Source organism: Faecalibacterium sp. AF10-46, from assembly GCF_003604105.1.
Classification (GTDB): domain Bacteria; phylum Bacillota; class Clostridia; order Oscillospirales; family Ruminococcaceae; genus Faecalibacterium; species Faecalibacterium taiwanense.
In genome coordinates this window covers 82,837-104,513 of sequence record NZ_QVGY01000012.1, presented here as the reverse complement: position 1 = coordinate 104,513, position 21,677 = coordinate 82,837, and the positions used below count along the sequence as shown (strand labels likewise).

The 21,677-nt window shown below is 57.8% G+C and carries 19 protein-coding genes; 14 read left to right on the top strand and 5 right to left on the bottom strand.

Annotated elements, in window-relative coordinates; translation table 11 throughout:
* Positions 1-119 precede the first annotated feature (119 nt).
* The 6 genes from DWV57_RS12405 to rfbB all read left to right on the top strand — a co-directional run bounded on the left by DWV57_RS12405 (position 120) and on the right by rfbB (position 7,759).
* Positions 120-1,169, top strand: coding sequence for a SpoIID/LytB domain-containing protein (locus DWV57_RS12405; protein ID WP_120020952.1), 1,050 nt, complete (start codon positions 120-122; stop codon positions 1,167-1,169).
* 130 nt (positions 1,170-1,299) lie between these two features.
* On the top strand, positions 1,300-3,723 hold the full coding sequence (locus tag DWV57_RS12400) for a glycosyltransferase family 2 protein (protein WP_120020951.1): 2,424 nt from the start codon (positions 1,300-1,302) through the stop codon (positions 3,721-3,723).
* Between the two features lie 5 nt (positions 3,724-3,728).
* Positions 3,729-4,520, top strand: coding sequence for a glycosyltransferase (locus DWV57_RS12395; RefSeq protein ID WP_097776436.1), 792 nt, complete (start codon positions 3,729-3,731; stop codon positions 4,518-4,520).
* 329 nt (positions 4,521-4,849) lie between these two features.
* On the top strand, positions 4,850-5,737 hold the full coding sequence (gene rfbA, locus DWV57_RS12390; protein WP_005944568.1) for a glucose-1-phosphate thymidylyltransferase RfbA: 888 nt from the start codon (positions 4,850-4,852) through the stop codon (positions 5,735-5,737).
* Between the two features lie 21 nt (positions 5,738-5,758).
* On the top strand, positions 5,759-6,676 hold the full coding sequence (rfbD, locus tag DWV57_RS12385) for a dTDP-4-dehydrorhamnose reductase (RefSeq protein ID WP_120020950.1): 918 nt from the start codon (positions 5,759-5,761) through the stop codon (positions 6,674-6,676).
* 18 nt (positions 6,677-6,694) lie between these two features.
* Positions 6,695-7,759, top strand: a complete 1,065-nt coding sequence (gene rfbB, locus DWV57_RS12380; protein WP_120020949.1) for a dTDP-glucose 4,6-dehydratase — start codon at positions 6,695-6,697, stop codon at positions 7,757-7,759.
* Positions 7,760-7,857: 98 nt separating this feature from the next.
* Here rfbB and DWV57_RS12375 read toward each other — a convergent pair whose 3' ends face one another.
* Together DWV57_RS12375 and DWV57_RS12370 are read right to left on the bottom strand one after the other, a co-directional pair.
* A complete protein-coding gene (locus tag DWV57_RS12375; protein WP_120020948.1) occupies positions 7,858-8,373 on the bottom strand; it encodes a hypothetical protein in 516 nt (171 codons plus the stop codon).
* 275 nt (positions 8,374-8,648) lie between these two features.
* Complete coding sequence (locus DWV57_RS12370; protein WP_120020947.1) at positions 8,649-9,248, bottom strand: uridine kinase; 600 nt, start codon at positions 9,246-9,248, stop codon at positions 8,649-8,651.
* Positions 9,249-9,580: 332 nt separating this feature from the next.
* Between DWV57_RS12370 and DWV57_RS12365 the strand changes: the two genes are divergently transcribed.
* The 8 genes from DWV57_RS12365 to DWV57_RS12330 all read left to right on the top strand — a co-directional run bounded on the left by DWV57_RS12365 (position 9,581) and on the right by DWV57_RS12330 (position 17,480).
* Positions 9,581-10,165: a DUF3793 family protein gene (locus DWV57_RS12365; RefSeq protein WP_120020946.1), complete on the top strand. Its 585-nt coding sequence runs from the start codon at positions 9,581-9,583 to the stop codon at positions 10,163-10,165.
* A 445-nt stretch (positions 10,166-10,610) separates the two neighbouring features.
* Entirely contained in the window at positions 10,611-10,826 is a 216-nt protein-coding gene (locus tag DWV57_RS12360; protein WP_005944556.1) for a FeoA family protein, read from the top strand.
* Positions 10,827-10,908: 82 nt separating this feature from the next.
* Positions 10,909-11,130: a FeoA family protein gene (locus DWV57_RS12355; protein WP_005944554.1), complete on the top strand. Its 222-nt coding sequence runs from the start codon at positions 10,909-10,911 to the stop codon at positions 11,128-11,130.
* Positions 11,131-11,155: 25 nt separating this feature from the next.
* The gene (gene feoB / locus DWV57_RS12350; RefSeq protein WP_120020945.1) at positions 11,156-13,342 is read left to right on the top strand and encodes a ferrous iron transport protein B; all 2,187 of its coding nucleotides are present in this window, start codon (positions 11,156-11,158) and stop codon (positions 13,340-13,342) included.
* A gap of 33 nt (positions 13,343-13,375) precedes the next feature.
* Positions 13,376-13,558: a FeoB-associated Cys-rich membrane protein gene (locus DWV57_RS12345; RefSeq protein ID WP_044954063.1), complete on the top strand. Its 183-nt coding sequence runs from the start codon at positions 13,376-13,378 to the stop codon at positions 13,556-13,558.
* 117 nt (positions 13,559-13,675) lie between these two features.
* Positions 13,676-14,080, top strand: coding sequence for a MarR family transcriptional regulator (locus tag DWV57_RS12340; RefSeq protein WP_005944549.1), 405 nt, complete (start codon positions 13,676-13,678; stop codon positions 14,078-14,080).
* Positions 14,077-15,807 (top strand): ABC transporter ATP-binding protein/permease, encoded by a 1,731-nt coding sequence (locus DWV57_RS12335; RefSeq protein ID WP_120020944.1) that lies wholly within the window; start codon positions 14,077-14,079, stop codon positions 15,805-15,807. Before DWV57_RS12340 ends, DWV57_RS12335 begins: the two co-directional genes overlap by 4 nt.
* A gap of 2 nt (positions 15,808-15,809) precedes the next feature.
* On the top strand, positions 15,810-17,480 hold the full coding sequence (locus tag DWV57_RS12330) for an ABC transporter ATP-binding protein (protein ID WP_120020943.1): 1,671 nt from the start codon (positions 15,810-15,812) through the stop codon (positions 17,478-17,480).
* A gap of 65 nt (positions 17,481-17,545) precedes the next feature.
* On the opposite strand, the gene DWV57_RS12325 is transcribed toward DWV57_RS12330, so the two are convergent.
* From DWV57_RS12325 to DWV57_RS12315, 3 genes are all read right to left on the bottom strand, one after another.
* Positions 17,546-18,583: a GDSL-type esterase/lipase family protein gene (locus tag DWV57_RS12325; RefSeq protein WP_120020942.1), complete on the bottom strand. Its 1,038-nt coding sequence runs from the start codon at positions 18,581-18,583 to the stop codon at positions 17,546-17,548.
* Positions 18,584-18,788: 205 nt separating this feature from the next.
* The gene (locus tag DWV57_RS12320) at positions 18,789-20,525 is read right to left on the bottom strand and encodes a class I adenylate-forming enzyme family protein (protein WP_120020941.1); all 1,737 of its coding nucleotides are present in this window, start codon (positions 20,523-20,525) and stop codon (positions 18,789-18,791) included.
* Between the two features lie 222 nt (positions 20,526-20,747).
* Positions 20,748-21,677 (bottom strand): ATP-binding cassette domain-containing protein, encoded by a 930-nt coding sequence (locus DWV57_RS12315; protein ID WP_120020940.1) that lies wholly within the window; start codon positions 21,675-21,677, stop codon positions 20,748-20,750.

Sequence of the window (21,677 nt, the reverse complement as noted above, 5' to 3'; positions counted from 1 at the left end):
CCGGTTTCTTTTTGTCCGGAAGCAAAAAACGAAAGTCCAGTCCTTGCCCGCAGGCGCAGGCTGTGTTACACTGTAAAAAACACAGTCAGAAATCTGCAAAAAACAGGAGGAGATCACTTTTGAAACATCTGCATCGGTTTGCGCGCCGCGCGGCGGCGTTTGTGCTGGCAGCAGCGCTGTGCGTTTGCGTGCTGGCCCCGGCGGCTTCGGCAGCCACCACTATGGGTGGCGCGGACACGACCCTGATCCCTGCCGAGGAGGAAAACTGCCTTGCATGGCTCTTTGGCACCAGTGATACCATCACCATGCCTTACCTCAACATCAAGGGAAAAGGCCTGCAGCGCAATGTCACGCTGAACCTTGTGGACTGCCTTGTGGGCATTACCTACACGGAGCTTGGCTCCATTGGCAGCTATGTCAGCGCCAGCGCCGCCCAGCAGGCGTGGAAGGCACAGGCGGTGGCCATCCATTCCTATCTGGAATACCACAAGCAGTACGGCTCCTCTGCCAATGCGCTCATCTACACTCCGGTGGATCAGATCCCATCCTCGGCACGGGAAGCCATCCGCAGGGCGGTGGAACCGGTGAAGAACGAGGTGCTCACCTACAACGGCAGCGTCTGCGATGCCGTGTGGTCGGCCAGTGCGGGCTATAACACCCAGACCGGCGTGTACGGCACCTGCTCCAGCCGGGACGCATGGGGCACCGATGTGCCGTATCTGCAGAGCGTGGAGAGCCCCTATGAGCAGCAGTACCACAACAAGCTGCGCCGGGTCATCGGAAAAGACTATACCTATAAAGAGTATAACGACAGCCGCACCGGCGAGCCCTACGTCAGCGCCGACACCACCCACAAGGATCTGGGCGGCTTTGTGCAGTACAACACCTTTGTTTCCAATGGCCGCAGCTACCGCTATATCGGCCAGTTCGTTTCCTCCCGCTACTGCTTCGACTTTGGCGCGGACGAAAGCGGCACTCCCTGCATGACCTATTACGGCTTTGGCCATGGCGTGGGCATGAGCCAGTGCGGTGCTGTGGGTTACGCACAGGAGCAGGGCATGGGCTACCGGGAGATCCTGAGCCACTACTACACGGGTGTGAGCATTTCCACTTCCGGCAGCTCCGGCGGTGGGTTCTTTGGCTGGCTGCACAGCCTGTTCCACTGGTAAGCAGTGGAAAACTGCAAAGAAATGCGCGCAAAACCTTCTCAAATCATGCCGGATTTGGTATACTATAAATCGTGTGATTTTTTGAGAGATCATTTTAAGATAAAAAAGTTCCATAGGAGCGGAGATCGGAATGGATCAGGAAAAAGAAACCAAACGACAGGCCGAGCGCTGCCGTGCACTGGCGCAGCGCATCGTGCGGGAGCTGACTCCTGCCAGCATTCAGGTGCTGGGCGGCAGCGGCGCACTGGCCGAAGCACTGGAAAAGGCCGGCGCACAGCTGCTGCCAGAGAACGCAGAGCAAGGCACCGCTGCCCTGCTGGTGGTGGAGGATCCGGAATGGGTGGACCTGCCCGCACTGCAGTGTGCACAGGTGCTGCTGGTATGCACCGATGCATCGGCCATGGCTGACTGTGCAAAGCAGTTGGCCGCACAGGGCCTGTACCGGGATTTTGAGTGGAAGAACCGCGGCAAAGCCCAGCAGACCGCGCTGTTCTGCCGCAGCGCCGCTGTGCAGGATGCACAGCAGCTGCTGGCAGGCTACGAGATGACGCTGGACGATCTGCGAGAGCGGATGCAGCAGGCCGAGCGCACCGGCGAAGAGCTGACGGCTCAGCTGGAACGCCTGCGCAGTGATCTTTCGCTGAGCCGCAGCCATGAGCAGGATCTGGAAAAGACACTGAACAATGTGACCAGCTCTACTTTCTGGAAGATGAGCTGGCCGCTGCGCTACTTTGTCAGCAAGGGCCGTCAGCTGGCACACACCTTCCCGCCGTTCGTCTTTCTGGGCCAGCTGCGCCGGGTGGGCATTTCCGGCGTGCGTGCGCAGGCAAAGGCAAAAAAGGAATATGCAAAGCTGTTCCCGGGCAGGACCATGCGCGCCGACCGCTTTGCCAGCGCAGAGCTGCTGGTAAGGCAGGCGGCCGACCAGCCCGCCGCGCCGCGCATCAGCATCGTGGTGCCGCTGTACAATACGCCGCAGCAGTTTCTGGTGGAGCTTCTGGACTCGGTGCAGAACCAGACCTATCAGAACTGGGAGCTGTGCCTTGTGGATGCCGGTCAGGACGAGACGGTGGGCCAGACCGTAGCAGCCCGTGCTGCGGAAGACCCCCGCATCCGCTACCAGAAGCTGGAAAAGAACGAGGGCATTGCGGGCAACACCAATCAGGGCTTTGCGCTGGCAACGGGCGAGTTCATCGCCCTGCTGGACCACGATGATATCCTGCACCCCTGTGCTCTGTGGTACGTGGCACAGGCCATTGCCGAACAGGGCGCAGACTTTGTGTATACGGATGAAGTGACCTTTGAGGGCGACATCGACCATCTGACCGTTTACCATTTCAAGCCGGATTATATGCTGGATAATCTGCGCTCCAACAACTATATCTGCCACCTGAGCGTGTTCAGCGCAAAGCTGCTGGCCGCTGTGGGCGGCGATGAGCGTGCAGCCTACAACGGCAGTCAGGACTATGACCTCTACCTGCGCCTGACCGAAAAAGCGCACAAGATCGTGCATATCCCGCATCTGCTGTACTACTGGCGCTCCAGCCCCACCAGTGTGGCAAGCAACATCTCGGCCAAGACCTACTGTCTGGAAGCTGCGGTCAAGGCCCTGTATGCCCACTACGAGCGTGTGGGTGTGCCGGTGGATGAAGTTTCCATGATCCCGGGTACGCCGGGCTTCTATAAGACGGACTATACCATCACAAAGCCGGGCCGGGTCAGCATCCTGATCCCCAGCTGCGACCATTCTTCCGACCTGCGCACCTGCGTGGAGTCCATCTACCGCAGGAGCACCTATGAGGATCTTGAGATCATCGTCATCGAGAACAACAGCAGGGAGCCTGCCACCTTCCGCTGCTATGAAAAGCTGCAGAAGGAGCACAAGAACCTGAAGGTGATCACATGGCAGGGCACCGGCTTCAACTACAGCGCCCTGAACAACTTTGGCGCAAAGGAAGCCACCGGCGAATACCTGCTGCTGCTCAACAACGATACCGAGGTCATTTCTCCGCGCTGGATCGAAGAAATGCTCATGTACGCCCAGCAGGACCGTGTGGGCTGCGTGGGCGCAAAGCTGCTTTATCCGGACAACACCATCCAGCACGCGGGCATCGGCTTCGGCTTTTTGACCCTTGCGGCCCACATGCACAAGAACTTCCCGGTGGGCCACCCCGGTTATATGGGCCGTCTGGTCTATGCACAGGATGTGTATGCGGTCACTGCCGCCTGCCTGATGGTGCGCAGGAGCGTCTACGAGCAGGTGAACGGTCTGGACGAGAGCTTTGCTGTGGCCTTCAACGACGTGGACTTCTGCGTGCGCGTGCGTGAAGCGGGCTATACCAACGTGTTCACCCCGTTTGCACAGCTGTACCACTACGAGAGCAAGAGCCGTGGTCTGGACGAAAACCCGGTCAAGCGCAAGCGCTTCATCTCGGAGGTGGAGCGCTTCCAGAAGCGGTGGGCAAAGCAGCTGGCCGCAGGCGACCCCTGCATGAACCCGAACTTTGACCTGATGAAAGAGGACTTCAGCTTTGACATCAAACCGCTGGAGTGAACGACATGGAACTTTCTGCTTGTATTGTAGTTTATAACGGCGCAGATGAAGCGCTCAGGGCGGCACAGACCGTGCTGGACTGCACCCGCCGCCACCCGCTGACGCTGTATCTGGTGGACAACGCCAGCCCGGACGGCAGCGGCCAGTGCCTTGCCAAGGCCGCGAAGGACGGCACCCTGCACATCCGCGAGGACCAGAAGGTGGAGGTGCTCTGCCGCACAGAGAACGGCGGCTTTGGCACCGGCCACAACACGGTGCTCAGCCTGCTGCAAAGCCGGGTGCACTTTATCCTGAACCCGGATATCCAGCTCACTGCGGATACGCTGAGTGACCTTGCGGACTGGATGGCACAGCACCCCGGCGTGGTGATGGCGCGGCCCGCACTCACCTTCCCGGACGGGCGGCCCCAGCGCCTGCCGCTGCGCCGGTGCAGTGTGCGGGCCATGGTGTACCGCCAGCTGCCCTGCCTGAAATTCTGGGCAAAGTACAACGAGCGCTATCTCATGGCGGACAAAGACCTGACAAAACCCACCGAGATCGAGTTCTGCACCGGCAGCTTCTCGGCCGTGGATACTGCGGTGTTCAAGGCTGTGGGCGGCTTTGACGAGGACTACTTCATGTACGTGGAGGATGCCGACCTCACCCAGAAGATGCGCACCCGGGGCAAAGCGTATCTGGTGCCCCAGTATACGGCCATCCATGCATGGCACCGCGCCGCGCACCGCAGTCTGAAGCCCTTTTTGTGGCAGCTGCGCAGCCTGCTGCGCTATTTCTCCAAGTGGGGCTTTGCGTGGTAACTCCCCCAGTCAATGCCTGCGGCATTGCCAGCCCCCTCGGAGAGGGGGCCTTTTGGGCGGAACAAATGCGAGATTGAAGGAGTTTCAGAACGGCTTTTCCGGAAAATTTTTCGGGAAAGCCGTTCTTTCTTGCTTTTTGTGTGATTTGATAGTAAAATAAAGTGAACTGCTATTCCCATTTTGCCATTTTGGGCAGGGGGGAGCGGCTCCTGAATTTGTTTACAGCGGACGCAGCTCCGCTTTGAATCCATACGTCATCCGGGCGGTCTCCCGTCTGGGCGGCGTACAGCTGCACAACTTTTCAATCTATTTTAAAGGAGTGCACAAATATGAAAGGTATCATTCTTGCCGGCGGTGCCGGCACCCGGCTTTACCCGCTGACCATGGTCACCAGCAAGCAGCTGCTGCCGGTCTACGACAAGCCGATGATCTATTACCCCCTGTCCACGCTGATGCTGGCAGGCATTCAGGACATCCTGATCATCTCCACCCCGACCGATACGCCTCGCTTTGAGGCGCTGTTGGGTGATGGCAGCCAGTACGGCATCCATCTGCAGTATAAAGTTCAGCCCTCTCCGGACGGTCTGGCACAGGCCTTCATTCTGGGCGAAGAGTTCATTGGCGACGACTGCTGCGCCATGATCCTGGGCGATAACATCTTCTACGGCAACGGCTTCTCCAAGATCCTCAAGACCGCCGCCGCCAATGCGGAAAACAAAGGCCGCTGCACCGTGTTCGGCTACTATGTGCAGGACCCGGAGCGCTTTGGCATCGTGGAGTTCGACAAGGACGGCAAGGTGCTCAGCGTGGAGGAAAAGCCTCAGCACCCCAAGTCCAACTACGCCATCACCGGCCTGTACTTCTATAACAAAGAGGTCGTGAAGATGGCAAAACAGGTCAAGCCCTCTGCCCGCGGCGAGCTGGAGATCACCACCCTGAACGACATGTATCTGAAGAAGGACGAGCTGGATGTTCAGCTGCTGGGCCGCGGTTTTGCATGGCTGGACACCGGCACCATGGACAGTCTGGTGGAAGCAGCCGACTTTGTGCGCATGATCGAGAAGCGTCAGGGCATCAAGATCAGTGCGCCGGAAGAGATCGCCTTCAAGTACGGCTGGATCGACCGCGACACCCTGCTGGAAAGCGCTGAGCGCTACGGCAAGAGTCCTTACGGCCAGCACCTGAAGAACGTTGCAGACGGCAAGCTGCGCTATTAAGCAAAAGAGAGGCATACCCATATGAAAATCATTGTTACCGGCTGCAAGGGTCAGCTGGGCACCGAGATCCTCAAGCAGCTGCGCGAAGGCCGCAGCGAGATCGGCCCCATCCCCGAAAAGCTGCTCAATGCCACGGTGATCGCCGTGGACCTGCCGGATCTGGATATCTCCAACTACAAAATGGTGGACGAGTTCATCCGCCGCAACCGCCCGGATGTCATCATCAACTGCGCTGCCTACACCAATGTGGACGGCTGCGAAGTGAACCATGATGCCGCCTTCAAGGCAAACGCCCTCGGCCCCCGCAATCTGGCACAGGCAGCGGAAAAGACCGGTGCACGACTGGTACACGTCTCCACCGATTATGTGTTCTCCGGCCGTGAAAACGGCGGCGTTGCACAGGACGAAGCCACCATTCCCGGCCCCATCAGCGCCTATGGCTCTACCAAGCTCATGGGCGAAAAGTATGTGGAGCAGTTCTGCCACCGTCACTTCATCGTGCGCACCGCGTGGCTCTACAGCTACTACGGCAAAAACTTCGTCAAGACCATCGTGAACGCAGGCAAGAAGTTTGGCAAGCTGGAAGTGGTCAATGACCAGTGCGGCAACCCCACCAACGCGGTGGATCTGGCCCACGAGATCCTGCAGCTGTGCGTGACCCACGAGTACGGCCTGTACCACTGCACCGGCGAGGGCATCTGCTCGTGGTACGATTTTGCGTCCGAGATCATCCGCCTGTCCGGCGTGGATGCCACCGTGGCACCCTGCACCAGCGAGGAATACAAGGCAAAGCACCCGGAAAGCGCCGACCGCCCCAAGTGGAGCGCACTGGACAACCGGATGCTGCGCTGCACCGTGGGCAACGATGTGCGCGACTGGAGGGACGCTCTGGCCTGCTTCTTCGCCCACTGGGACGGCGACAATGGGATGAAAGATTGAAAAGAGGAAATTGAACCTATGAAAACCTATCTGATCACCGGCTGCGCCGGTTTTATTGGCTCCAACTTTGTGCATTATATGCTCAAGAAATACCCGGAGATCCTGCTGGTCAATCTGGATAAGCTGACCTACGCCGGCAATCTGGAAAACCTGAAGGATGTGGAGGGCGACCCCCGCCATGTGTTCGTGCAGGGCGATATCTGCGACAAGGAGCTGGTGGAAGGCCTGTTCCAGAAGTACGATTTCGATTACGTTATCAACTTTGCCGCCGAGAGCCACGTGGACCGCTCCATCAAGAACCCCGAGATCTTTGTGCAGAGCAACGTGATGGGCACCGTCAACCTGCTGCAGCGCGCCAAGGAAGCATGGTATGATGCCGATGCCAAGACCTGGAAAGAGGGCAAGAAGTACCTGCAGGTGTCCACCGATGAGGTGTACGGCGCACTGGGTGCGGACGGCTTCTTTATGGAGACCACCCCCCTGTGCCCCCACAGCCCCTATTCTTCCTCCAAGGCAAGCGCCGATATGTTCGTTATGGCATTCCACGATACCTACGGCATGCCGGTGAACATCACCCGCTGCTCCAACAACTACGGCCCCTACCAGTTTCCGGAGAAGCTGATCCCCCTGATGATCAACAACGTCAAGCACCACAAGCAGCTGCCCGTCTACGGCGACGGTATGCAGATCCGCGACTGGCTGTATGTGGAAGATCACTGCAAGGCCATCGACATGGTAGCCAACGGCGGCAAGGTCGGCGAGGTGTACAACGTGGGCGGCCACAACGAGCGCCCCAACATCTTCATCGTCAAGACCATCATCAACCAGCTGCATGACCGTCTGCAGGACGAGGGCATCAGCGAGGACCTCATCAAGCATGTGGCCGACCGTCTGGGCCACGACCGCCGCTACGGCATCGACCCCACCAAGATCAAGAACGATCTGGGCTGGTACCCCGAGACCCCCTTTGAAAAGGGCATCGTGCTGACCATTGACTGGTACCTGAACCATCAGGAGTGGATGGACCACGTCACCAGCGGTGATTACCAGAACTACTATCAGGATATGTACAAGAATAAGTAACAGCCTGTAGATCAGGCCAAACCAAAAGCCGGACAGCCCGCAAGCTGTCCGGCTTTGTTCAGTTCAAGGGGTGCTGTTCTATGCGGGGAGGGGGGAGATCAGTTGTAGAACACGGTGCAGGTCCAGTACATCTGTCTGTCAATTGTCACAACGGCAATGCCGACGTGCTTGCAACCATCATAATCAAAGGTACCAGAGTCTCTCAATTCTTTCAACAGCTCTGCCTTGCCCTCCGGGGTGTTGGCTGGAACCTTGGCAGACAGAATGTCGAATTTCCCATCCTCTCTTCTATCCAAACCCCAGCCGAAATCATCATATGAACTCCAACCATTGGTCATGCTATACCAACGATCAAAGACTTCACCTGTTTCGCTTTCTGGCAACTCAGTCTTACCGGCGGCGCGGAACTGCTCTGCCCAAACCTGCTCGGCATCAGAGAGCTGTTTTACTTCCACCAGCGGCGCAAGTTGGATGCTTGCGCGGTAGCTGTTGATCTCGCCCAGCAGCCGCTGCTTTGCCTGCTGCTCGGTCTCGGTCACAGCCCCGCAGGCGGTCAGCACCAGCAGCAGCGCACCGGTGAGCAAAAGAGCGGTCAGTCTTGCCGGTTTTTTCATAAATCTACCTCCGTTCTTTGTTGTAGCGTGGTGTTGCTTTCTTCCATACCATAAGTATATCAGACGCCGCCCGCCCCCTGCAAGCGCGATTCGATGCAAAAGAACCCCAATTCACGCAGGGAGAGAAAAATATTTCCCGCCTTTTTGGGCAAGGTGCGCAAAAAGGGAGCCCCCTCCCCGTGAAAAAGTAGTTCCGAAACGCCCGCAGGCGTTTCGGAACTACAAATAAAAATAATTCTTCCGCTGATAATGGCTAGAGCGAAGCGGAAGCCATTTCAAATCGTCCCGCTTTGGGTGGTGTCTACCACAAAATCCGCCGTCTCCGCAATGTGGTACTGCGCAAAATAGCCCTCCTCCAGCGGCACCCACCGGGCGGCAAAATTGGCATATCGCTCCCCCTCCCGCGCCTGCAGGCGGCGGGTCTGCTCTTCTTTTGCGCAGGTCAGGAACACCCGCAGCGTTTCGCAGCCGGTCAGCAGCGGGTGGTGGCTGTAGCTGCCTTCCAAAATCACCAGCGGCTGCGCGGCCAGCTCCCGCGCGGGCAGGTACGCACCCTCGCGGCAGGAATAGGCACGGTACTGCACCGGCTGGCCCTCGTAGGCTGGGCGCAGGGCTTCGTCCCGCAGGCGGGCAAGGTCCATATTGGCGCAGGGCGTTTTCTCCCAGCCGCGGATGCGCTGTGCAGGCGGCAGGTAAAAATCATCGGTGTGCAGGGTGATGCTGGCCGGGAACTGCCGGGCCAGCGTATTTGCAAGGGTGGTCTTGCCGCTGCCGCAGCGGCCATCCAGCGCCAGCACCAGCGGCTTTGTGGGCTGCTGTGCCAGTGCGGCGGCGAGGATTGAGATCAGGCTTTCCGGTGTGATGCTCTGTGGCATGGATACGTGCTCCTTTAAGAGAATATAAATTTTTTTCATTATATCACAGCCTGCGCCAAAACGGTAGAACGCACAAAAAGCGAGGTGGAGAAAAACGAGGTTTGCTGCGAATAACTTTTTTCAAGAAAAGTGTTGACAACGGCCCACCGCTGTGGTAAGATACAGTCACGTTAGAAATAACTAACCACAAGAAACAGATCAGCAGGCCGAAGCATTGAATGCTCCGCGCAAAGCCGCTTCTTTTTTGGAATCAGGGTTAGGAAAAACTAACTTATAAACACGGCACAGCCGGGGAATAATAGCCCGGAGAAACAAGGCGGGAGGGCACAGACATGGAGCGCAATTTTGAAACGGTCATGATTGAACAGTGTGCCCCGGTGCTGGCAAGCCTGAAACCGGCAGGCCTGTTCCGCTATGAGACCCGCGACTGCGCCGACCTTGCACGCCGGGTGAAAAACTGGAATGCCCAGCTTCAGCCCAAGGGCCTGCGTGTGCGGGTGCTCAAGGGCTGCGTGCTCAACCACCGGTATCTTGTGTATGTCTACCGCGAAAGCAAGCTGGCTGCCGTGCTGGCAGATGAAAAGGTGCAGAGCTTTCTGCGGCAGGAGGGCTACCGCCTGCCGGAAGCGGGCGAAGCACCGGATGTGGGCAATATGCTCACTCAGCTTTCCCGCAAGCTATGCTGTTCGGCAGAATTTCCGCATGAGATCGGGGTGTTCCTTGGCTATCCGCTGGGGGATGTTGTGGGCTTTATCGAGAACCGCGGCAAGAACTTTACCTGCTGCGGCTGCTGGAAGTCCTACGGCGACCCGGATGCAGCGCAGAAGCACTTTGACCAGCTGAGCAAGTGCACAGCAGTCTATCTGCGGCTGTTCCACAGCGGAACACCGATTCTCCGCCTTGCCGTGGCGGCTTAAAATTTGTCATTTTCTTTTCAAATACTCTCTTTTTATCCTGGCACCTGCTGGTGTCCACGCACTGGCAGGAAAGAAATCCTCCTTTTGACACGCGGCCGCGCGGTGCAGACTGACCACTGTACCGCGCGGCTGTGTCATTTGCAGCAAAAGAGCACAGCACAGCAGAGAAAAAGCTTTGTGATAGTTTACAAGATGCCGCCAAAAAAGAACAAGAAAATGTAAACAATAGCTAACTTTGACTCAATAATTTGAGTTAGTTATTGTTGATTGTGGTGAAAAAACGGAAAAAATCGGGCAGAAAAATTGTTTGTTCATACGAACTAACTTTTAATTATGAAAAAACTATTGACATAAAAGGTTAGTAAGCGTAAACTATCCACGCTGGTAGTTGCGGCTGACTAACCGCAGCGATATCCCAGATTCAAACAGGAAGGGAAGCGGAAATATGATGCCTTTGACAATGGCAAAAGCAGGGGAGACCGTCACCATCAAAAAGATCACCGGCAAGGACGAGATCCGGCTGCATCTGGCTGAGCTGGGTTTTGTGGTGGACAGTGAGGTAACGGTCGTCAACGAGATCGCAGGCAACCTGATCATTCAGGTCAAGGAGAGCCGCATCGCGCTGGACAAGACCATGGCAAACCGTATCATGATTGGCTGAACAGTGCCCAGGCGCTGTTTGGGAGCTGCTCCGAAACTGGAATAGTCTCTCTATAAAGACAAGCAGAGGAGGATGGTTAAGGATGAAAACTCTGAAAGACGTAAAGGTCGGCGAGACTGCTACTGTGGCAAAGCTGCACGGTGAAGGCCCGGTCAAGCGCCGCATCATGGACATGGGCATCACCAAGGGTGTCGAGATCTATGTCCGCAAGGTGGCACCTCTGGGTGACCCCATGGAGCTGACCGTGCGCAACTACGAGCTGAGCGTGCGCAAGGCCGATGCTGAAATGATCGAAGTAGTCTGATCCCAAAGGGAGGAAGGATTAAGCAATGAGCATTAAAATTGCACTTGCCGGCAACCCGAACTGCGGTAAAACGACCCTGTTCAACAATCTGACCGGCTCCAACCAGTATGTCGGCAACTGGCCCGGCGTTACGGTGGAAAAGAAGGAAGGTAAGCTGAAGGGCGATAAGGATGTTATCATTCAGGATCTGCCCGGTATCTACTCGCTGTCTCCGTACACGCTGGAAGAAGTGGTTTCCCGTACTTATCTGGTCAAGGAGAAGCCCGATGCCATCCTGAACATCATCGATGGTACCAACATTGAGCGTAACCTGTACCTGACCACCCAGCTGATCGAGCTGGGTATCCCGGTGGTCATGGCTGTGAACATGATCGATCTGGTGCGTAAGAACGGTGATAAGATCGACCTGAAGAAGCTGAGCGCAGAGCTGGGCTGTCAGGCTGTTGAAATCAGCGCACTGAAGGGCGAGGGCACCGAGGCCGCTGCAAAGGCTGCTGTGGCTGCTGCAAAGGCTACCAAGGCTGCTGAGCTGCCCCATGTGTTCACCGGCAGCGTGGAGCACGCCATTGCCCACATCGAAGAGTCCATTCAGGGCAAGGTGGATGACCGCTTCCTGCGCTGGTATGCCGTCAAGCTGTTCGAGCGCGACGAGAAGGTCATGGACGAGCTGAAGCTCGACAAGAGCCTGACCGACCACATCGACCAGCACATCAAGGACTGCGAAGCTGAGATGGACGATGACGCTGAGAGCATCATCACCAACCAGCGCTATGCATATATCAACACCGTCGTGGGCAAAGCTGTTAAGAAAAAGGCCCGCGTGGAGCACCTGACCGTTTCCGATAAGATTGACCAGATCGTGACCAACCGTATTCTGGCTCTGCCCATCTTCGCACTGGTCATGTTCCTGATGTACTCCCTGTCCATGGGCACCTCCATTGCAGACGGCGGCTGGGCCATTGGTACCTTTGCCACCGACTGGACCAACGATGTCCTGTTCGGTGAGATCGTGCCGGGTGCTCTGGGCGGCTTGCTGGAGAGCATCGGCGTGGCAGGCTGGCTGTACGGCCTGATCATGGACGGCATCGTTGCCGGTGTCGGCGCAGTTCTGGGCTTCGTTCCCCAGATGCTGGTGTTGTTCTTCCTGCTGTCCATTCTGGAGGATGTGGGCTATATGTCCCGTGTCGCCTTCATCATGGACCGTATCTTCCGCAAGTTCGGCCTGTCCGGTAAAAGCTTCATCCCCGTGCTGGTCGGTACCGGCTGCGGTGTGCCCGGTGTTATGGCTTCCCGTACCATCGAGAACGAGCGTGACCGCCGCATGACCATCATGACCACCTGCTTCATCCCCTGCGGCGCAAAGATGCCCATCATCGGCCTCATCGCAGGTGCGATGTTCGGCGGTTCTTCTCTGGTGGCTGTCTCTGCTTACTTCATTGGCATGGCTGCCATCATCTGCTCCGGCGTGATCCTGAAGAAGACCAAGCTCTTCGCAGGTGATCCCGCTCCCTTCGTGATGGAGCTGCCCGCATACCATGTGCCTGCATGGGGCAACGTGTTCCGTGCAACCTGGGAGCGCGGCTGGTCCTTCATCAAGCGCGCAGGCTCCGTCATTCTGGCCGCTACCGTTGTGCTGTGGTTCCTGCAGGGCTTCGGCTTCGAGAACGGTGTCTTCGGCATGGTCGAGGATCAGGACAACTCCGTGCTGGCTGCGATCGCTACCAAGGTCGCATGGATCTTTGCACCTCTGGGCTTCGGCAACTGGCGTGCAACTGTCGCTTCCGTCTCCGGCCTGATCGCAAAGGAGAACGTGGTTGGTACCTTCGGTGTTCTGTATCACTTCGGCGGCGAGCTGTCTGAGAACGGCGATGAGATCTGGGCTGCTGTTGCGCAGGACTACACCGCTCTGTCGGCTTACGCCTTCATGATCTTCAACCTGCTGTGCGCTCCCTGCTTCGCTGCTATGGGCGCCATCAAGCGCGAGATGAACAACGGCAAGTGGACGGCCATCGCCATTGGTTACATGTGTGCTCTGGCTTACTGCGCAGCTCTGGTGGTTTACCAGCTGGGCGGCATCATCACTGGTGAGGTCGGCTTCAACTTCTTCACCATCGTGGCTGCTGTTGTTCTGGTGGCCTTCATCTACCTGCTGGTCCGTCCCAACAAGTATGTTGGCGACAACGAGGTCAAAATCGACATCTCCAAGATTTAAAAGAACGCTTTGCACGGAAAGGGTGTGTTTTGTATGATGGAATTCCTCGCTGCAAATTTTAATCTGCCCACGATCATTGTGGCAGTCATCGTGTTTGGCGGTGTGGGCTGGATCACATGGCACTCCCACAAGCATGGCGGCGGCTGCAGTGGGTGCAGCGGCTGCGGCGAAGGCGGCTGCAATGGCAGCTGCAGCGGTTGCAGCGGCTGTCACTGAGCATTGAAATGATCCGCAAAGGGCGCGGGCTGAGCATTCGGCTCGCGCCCTTTTTTCAAAAACAAAAAGTTAGCTTTGGATAACATCGGAAATTCAGAACGAAAGAGAGTGATCGGGATGGAACTTACGTCGGCGCATCTGCGCTATCTGCTGGCGATCTACGAAGTCTCACAGACCCATCTGGATATCAGCTCCCGCAGCATTGCCGAAAAGCTTGGCGTGACCAAGCCCTCGGTGGTGCGTATCATGAATCTGCTCATGGAGCGCGGCATGATCGTAAAGGAGCACTACGGCAAGATCTATATGACAGACCGGGGCATCTGGGTGGCAAAACAGGTGGATCGGGAGCTGAAAACGATCCTGACCCATTTCCCGCCGGTCAGTGAGCCGCTGAGCGAAGAAGAGCGCTTTACCGCTGCCCTTGCCATGACCAGTGCACTGCCGGAGCGCATCTTTACCGGCGAATATGAGCGTCTGTTCGGCAGTGATGCAGAAAAAGCAGAAACGGAGAAAGCCCAGTGATCAATAAAAAATTGCTTTCCTTTGACCACGGTGCACTGCGCTATGTGGGAGCCAATGTGGCTTTCCAATGGCTGGGGATGCTGTGCAACGTGATCTTTGTGCGGGCCATTGCCCGGCTGGTGGGCGCAGCCTTTGCGGGCAGCCTGACCAGTGCACAGCTGTGGCAGAACCTTGTGCTCTGCCTTGCCACGGTGCCCATGCGCTTTGCCTTTACCATGCTGGCATCGGCCATGAGCGATCAGGCTTCCAAGGATGTCAAGCGCACCCTGCGCAGCAGCATCTACGCAAAGCTTGCCCGCCTTGGCCCCAACTACACCGAGACGGCGGCCACCAGCGAGGTGGTGATGCTGGCCAGCGAAGGCGTGGAGCAGATCGACACCTACTTTGCAAAATACCTGCCGCAGCTGTTTTACAGCCTGCTGGCACCCGTTACCCTGTTTGTGCTGCTGGTGGGCGTGCACGCACGGTCGGCCATCATTCTGCTGTGCTGCGTGCCGCTGATCCCCATGTCCATTGTGGCAGTGCAGAAGTTTGCCAAAAAGCTGCTGGCAAACTACTGGGGCGAATACACTACCCTTGGCGACAGCTTCCTTGAGAACATTCAGGGCCTGACCACCCTGAAAATTTATCAGGCCGACGGCTGGAAGCACGAGCAGATGAATGCGCAGGCCGAGCGCTTCCGCAAGATCACCATGAAGGTGCTCACCATGCAGCTGAACTCGGTGACACTGATGGACCTGATGGCTTACGGCGGTGCGGGCCTTGGCATCATCAGCGCGGTGGCTGCATTTGCGGCAGGCCGGCTGACCCTGACCGCCACATTGACCATCGTGCTGCTGGCGGCGGACTTTTTCCTGCCGCTGCGGCTGCTGGGCAGCTACTTCCACATTGCCATGAACGGTGCCGCTTCGGCAGAGAAGATCTTCAAGCTTCTGGCAGCGGAAGAGCCTGCCGATGGCGACCGCGTGCCCGGAGAGAATACGACTCTGAAGCTTGAGCATATCACCTTTGGCTACGAGAAGGACCGCACCATCCTGAACGATGTCTCCTTTACCATTCCGCAGGGCAGCTTTGTCTCGCTGGTGGGTGAGAGCGGCTGCGGCAAAAGCACCATTGCGGCACTGCTGTCCGGCAGCCGCACCGGCTATACCGGCAGCGTGACGCTGGGCGGTGTGCCGGTGCAGGAGCTGCAGCAGGAACAGCGTCTGCGCACCCTGACGCTGGTGCCCCACAACGCCGCCATCTTCAAGGGTACGGTGGAGAGCAACCTGCGCATGGCAAAGCCGGACGCGGACGAGGCACAGCTCTGGGCGGCATTGGAACAGGTGAATCTGGCCGATTTCTGCCGCAGCCAGAACGGCCTGCAGACCGCTCTGCATGAGGGCGGCAGCAATCTTTCCGGCGGTCAGCGCCAGCGCCTTGCCATGGCCCGCGCCCTGCTGCATGATACGCCCATCTACCTCTTCGACGAGGCTACCTCCAACGTGGATGCCGAGAGCGAGAACGATATCATGCAGGCCATCCACAGTCTGGCCGGAAAAAAGACGATCATCCTCATTTCGCACCGTCTGGCCAATGTGGTGCACAGCGACTGCATCTATGCAATGAGCAATGGCCGGGTGATCGAGCAGGGCACACATGCCGAACTGCTGGCCCGGCAGGGAGCCTATAGCCGCCTGTATACGGCCCAGAAACAGCTTGAAACGCTGGGAAAGGAGGATGCCTGAGCATGAACAAGAGCAATCATCGCAGCCCCTTTGCCATTGTGGGGCGGCTCATCGTGCTGGTAAAGCCCATGCTGCCCGTCATGCTGGCAGCGATCGTGATGGGTGTGGCAGGCCATTTCTGCGCCACCTTCATTACGATCTTTGGCGGCTTTGGCATCCTGCGTGCGCTGGGTTTTGCCAGTCCGCTCAAAACCGTGGGCACAGCCTTTGCCTGCATTCTGGTGTTTGCCCTGCTGCGCGGCGTTCTGCGCTATGCAGAGCAGGCATCCAACCACTATATCGCCTTTAAGCTGCTGGCCCTGATCCGCGATAAGGTGTTCGGTGCCTTGCGCCGTCTGACCCCTGCAAAGCTGGAAGGCCGTGACCGCGGCGACCTGATCTCGCTCATCACCGCCGATATCGAAGCGCTGGAGGTGTTCTATGCCCATACCATTTCGCCCATCTGCATCGCGTGCATCTGCGTCATCGGCATGACGGGCTTTGTGGGCAGCTGGCACATCCTGCCTGCGCTGGTGCTGCTGGCGGGCTATCTGCTGGTGGGCGTGGCCCTGCCGGTGTGGAGCGCAAAGCGCGGCGACCGTGCCGCCCGGGAGTACCGTCAGGCACTGGCCGATACCAACAGCTATGTGCTGGAAAGCCTGCGCGGCCTGAAGGATACCCTGCAGTATCAGGACACCGCAGCCCGCGCCGAGGGCATCACGGCCCACAGTGAGATGCTGGGCGAAAAGCAGAAGGCGATGAAATACCGCGAGGGCCTGACCGTGGCCATCACGAACACCTTGATCCTGCTCACGGTGCTGGCCGTGCTGGGTGTGAGCCTGAACCTTTACCAGAGCGGTAAAATGGGCGTGGAGGGCGTACTGGTGTGCACCCTTTCGGCCCTCAGCTCCTTTGGCCCGGTGGTGGCGCTGGCAAACCTTGGTGCCAGCCTGACGCAGGTGTTCGCCAGCGCAGACCGCGTGCTGGACCTGCTGGACGAACAGCCCATCACCGCCGATGTGACCGACGGCACAGACACCGCATTTGCAGGTGCTGCGGCAGAGCATGTGAACTTTGCCTATGCCAATGAGGAAGTGCTGCATGACCTGAGCCTGACCATTCCGGAAAAGAAGATCGTGGGCATCACCGGCCGCTCCGGCAGCGGAAAGTCTACCTTCCTGCGGCTGCTGATGCGCTTCTGGGATGTATCCAGCGGCAGCATCCGCTTTGGCGCAGAGGATATCCGCCGCGTGAACACCGCCGCCCTGCGCGAACAGGAAAGCCTTGTGACGCAGGAGACCGAGCTGTTCGACGATACCATTGAGAACAACATCCGCATTGCAAAGCGGGATGCCACCCGGGAAGAGGTGGAAGCAGCCTGCAAAAAGGCTGCGCTGGACGGCTTTATCCACAGCCTGCCCAAGGGCTATGATACCCCGGTGGGTGAGCTGGGCGGTGCACTTTCCGGCGGCGAGCGCCAGCGCATCGGTGTGGCGCGTGCCTTCCTGCATGATGCACCCTTCCTGCTGCTGGACGAGCCTACCTCCAATCTGGACAGCCTGAATGAGGGCGTGATCCTCAAGGCTGTGCGGGCAGAGTGCAAAGACAAAACGGTGCTGTTGGTCTCCCACCGCAAGTCTACCATGGCTGCGGCAGATATCAGCTTTTCGGTGGAAAGCGGCCGGCTGAGCTGAAAACAGAACAGCGCAAACAAAAAGCCTGTCTCGCAAAAATGAGACAGGCTTTTTTGATGGAAAGCTCACTTCAGAGCATTCAAAATCTGGTTTGCAATGTACTGGTGGCCCTTAACGGTGGGGTGGCCGTCGGCAGCGGTCTGCGCACGGGGAATGGCAACATAGGTCAAGCCTTCCTGTGTGGCAAGGTCTTTGGCAAAGCGGTTCAATTTGCTGAAATAGCGGTTCCATGCGGGCAGCAGAGGCACGGGATTGGTATAGCCCAGCAGCACGATTTTGGCATCCGGGTTCAGTGCGCGAATACCGGCCACGATCTGCGGCAGGCTGTTGGTCACATTGGTATAGGCCTGATCGCAGATCTCATCCATGCCGCGGAACAGCAGGCGGTTGGTGGCGCGGCTCTCGTCAAAGGTAAGGGTCATACGGTTCAGCGCTTCGAGGAAGAGCCCCAGCTTCTGGAAGTTGAAATCACGCAGGGCACCGCTGACCATCAGTGCGGCAAGCTGCTCGCTCTTCCAGTTGGTGGCCTCGCCCAGACCTACGATGCAGGGCACCAGCGCGTCGTTGGAGCCGATCTGGATGGAAATGATATCGGCCTTGCGCAGATACTCCTGATATTCCGGGTAGACGTAATATGCGCCGGAAGCCTGATTCATCTTGGGCATGGCGCTGTTCTGCACCATATCCACCATGTCAGGGCTCATCAGGCCGGGCAGGCCCAGATTGATGGCGTGCTGGCGGTCCAGCCCAAGGCCCTTGCCCACAAGGGCGGTGTAGCATTGGGAAGGGTAGCCCTCAAAGTTCGGCTGCAGATCGTAGCCGATCTGGGCGATGTTGTATTTCATATCGGCAAGGCCGACACCGGAGGTGATGCTGTCGCCCAGCGCCACATAGGTGAGCTGCTGCTCCGGTTCGCCGGCTGTCTGGGCATCGGCGGGCAGGGAGGTCTCCTGCTCGGCAGGCGCTGCGGTCTGCTCCTGCTGCACCTCTGCCGCTTCGGCGGCAGGCAGCTCCGTCTGTTCGTCGGCAGCAAATGCAGGCATGGCCAGCAGCACAAGCGCTGCCGCTGCGGCCAGAAAGCTGGCAAACTTTTTGTTTTTCATTGTAATTCCTTCTTTCTGGAATGACTGCACCTGTGCGGCACAGCTGTTGTCTCTATGATAAAATGGAAAGTAAAAATTGTCAACTGACAAAATTCAAAAAATTGCGGCCATTGCTGCATCCGTATTCTGCGGTTTCTTCCATACAAAAAAGCTCTCCCTTTCGGGAGAGCTCAGTGTCTGAAAAATTACAGGGTGAAGTTCAGGATCAATAATCGCGGGGAGTGATCTCTTCCTCCAGCTTGCGGTAGTCCACCTTGCCAACAGGGGTAAAGGGCATTTCGGAGATGAACTTGTAGCCCACCGGCTGCACATACTCCGGCAGCTCTTCCTTGCACAGCTGGCGCAGCTCCCGCACGATCTGGCGCTTCTTCTTGTCGGCCTCCGGGTCCAGCACCACATACACGAAAGGCAGACGGCCCTGCACATGGTCCTTATCGGTGCAGCCCACCACCGAGCACTGATGCACGGCCGGGTGGCGGCTGATGACGTTCTCGATCATGGACGGGAACACCTTGAAGCCATCGTGACGGATGATCATGCGCTTGATGCGGGAATCCAGATACACAAAGCCGTCCTCGTCCATGTAGCCGACATCGCCGGTGTGTGCCCAGATCTGGCCGTCTGCATGGCGGCGCAGGATCATGTCGGTCTCCTCGGGCTTATTGTAGTAGCCCTTCATGACGGTGGGGGTGCAGATGCAGATCTCGCCGCGCTCACCGATGGGCAGTTCGGTCTCGGTGCCAGGCTCAAAAATGGACACCACCGTGTTCAGCATGGGGATGCCCACGCTGCCGGGCTTGGTCACGTTGCCGGCGGCAACGGTAGCGGCAGAGGCGACCTCGGTCATGCCGTAGCCCTTGGCCAGCGGATATTCCACGTTGTGCGCCTTCAGGAACTCGTTCACAGTCAGCTCAGCGCCCAGCGGCAGCGAGTCGCCGCCGGCGGCATAGTTGCGGATGAAGGAGAGATCCTTCTTCTTCTTGAGCAGCGGAGAAGCTGCCATCTGCTGGTAGTGGGCCGGAACGCCGAACATGTGCTCGGGCTTGTGCTTCCAGATTAGTGCGCCCAGCTTGTCGGGGTCCAGATTGGGGATGATGACGACGTGCAGGCCCATGACCAGCGGCATGTGCACGCCGCAGGCATAGCCGTAGGCAATGAACGGAGGCATGACGTTCATCAGCTTCTGGCCGCGGCAGAACAGGTTGCTCTGGGCGATGAATTCGTGGGCCAGAGAGTTGAAGCTGTCGTCGGTCAGCATAACGCCCTTGGGCGAACCAGTGGTGCCGCCGGTGTGCACCACCACGCAGGCGTGCTGCGGGTCGTAGGGCTCGGCATTCATGCTTTGATCCTTGCCCTGTGCAATAAAGTCCTTCCAGTGGATCACATTGGACTTGTAGCGGTTCTTATCGGGGTTGGTCAGCTTGTAGCCGACGGCCAGATGCAGCGGCAGAGAGTCTGCGGGGCTGATGACCAGAACGCGCTCCACATTGGTGCGCTTTTCTGCCTTGTGGCAGCGCTCATAGGTCACATTCAGGCAGATCAGCAGGCGGGAATCTACCTCTTCGATGTACTCGTGGATGCCCTCAACGCTGTAGCGCGGGTCTACCAGATTCAGCGTTGCGCCGATCATATCGACAGCGTAGAAGGCATAGATCACCTCGGGGGTCATCACACTGACAACGGTGATGATGTCGCCCTTTTTCACGCCGAGAGCACGGAAGGCGGCAGCGGTTTTCTTGATATTCACAAAGAGGTCTGCAAAGGTGAATTTGCGGCCATAATACTCCAGAGCGGTCTCGCTCAGATGGTTCTTGTTCTGATGGCACAGAAACTCAAAGGCGCTGCACTTGGGCAGGGGCATGTCGATGTATTTCTGGTCATAGTACTTCAGCCAGGGCTTCGCAGTGGACGCATAGAGCGGTTCACGCTGTTCAGTAGTCATAGAATAAAGTCCTCTTTTCTTTCTTCTTCTTTTCATTGCCAAAAGCCGACAGCTTTTGCAAAGAAGATGAAAGCCGCCGGTCAGAACACGCTAATAACTCAAAAATCAGAATCAATGATGCAGATTCTATTGTAGTGGAGCTGCCGGAGAATGTCAAGGAATAAACTATGAACGTTGCGTAAAAGAGCCGTAAAACAACGATTCAGCCCGAAATGTCAGGGGTTAGCGCGGTAGCCACTGCTCCGCCTCGGCGGCGCTGCACAGCACAAAATGCGCAGGCCGCAGCTCGCGCCACTGGGGGGCCTCTCTGGAGTAGTCGTGCATGGCGGGGTCGTACACCAGCAGCTTTTTCTGCCGCTCCCGGCGGGGGTCCGGCATGGGAATGGCGGAAAGCAGGCTGCGGGTATAGGGGTGGATGGCGTGGACCGTCAACTCTTCAGCTTCGGCCAGCTCCACGATGCGGCCCTTGTGGATGACGGCGATGCGGTCGGAGATGTAGCGCATCACGGAAAGATCGTGGGCGATGAACAGGTAGGTGATGCCGCGTTCCTTCTGCAGGCGGCGCAGCAGGTTCAGCACCTGTGCACGGATGGACATATCCAGTGCGCTGATGGGCTCATCGGCAATGATGAACTCCGGTTCCACGATCAGGGCCCGGGCAATGCCGATGCGCTGGCGCTGTCCGCCGGAAAATTCGTGGGGGAAGCGGGAGGCAAATTCCGGCAGCAGACCCACGTCCAGCAGAGCCTGACGCACCTTTTCCTCCCGCTGGGCGGTGGAAAGATCAGGCCGGACGTTCTGCAGGCCCTCGCCCACGATATAGCTCACCTTGGCGCGCTCGTTCAGCGAGGACTGCGGGTCCTGAAAGATCATCTGGATCTCTTTGATGATCTGCCTGTCCAGCTGGCGGGAAATTCTGCCGTTGATCTTCTGGCCCTTATAAAGGATCTCGCCGCCGGAGGTGGGCAGAATGCGCAGGATGGCGCGGCCAATGGTAGTTTTGCCGCTGCCGCTTTCGCCTACAAGGCCGAAGGTCTCGCCCTTATAAATTTTAAAGTTGGCATCCTGCACAGCTTCATATGCTTTTTTGCCGGAGCCGTAGGTTACGTTCAGGTGGTTCACTTCCACAAGAACTTCGCGTTCATTTCCCAT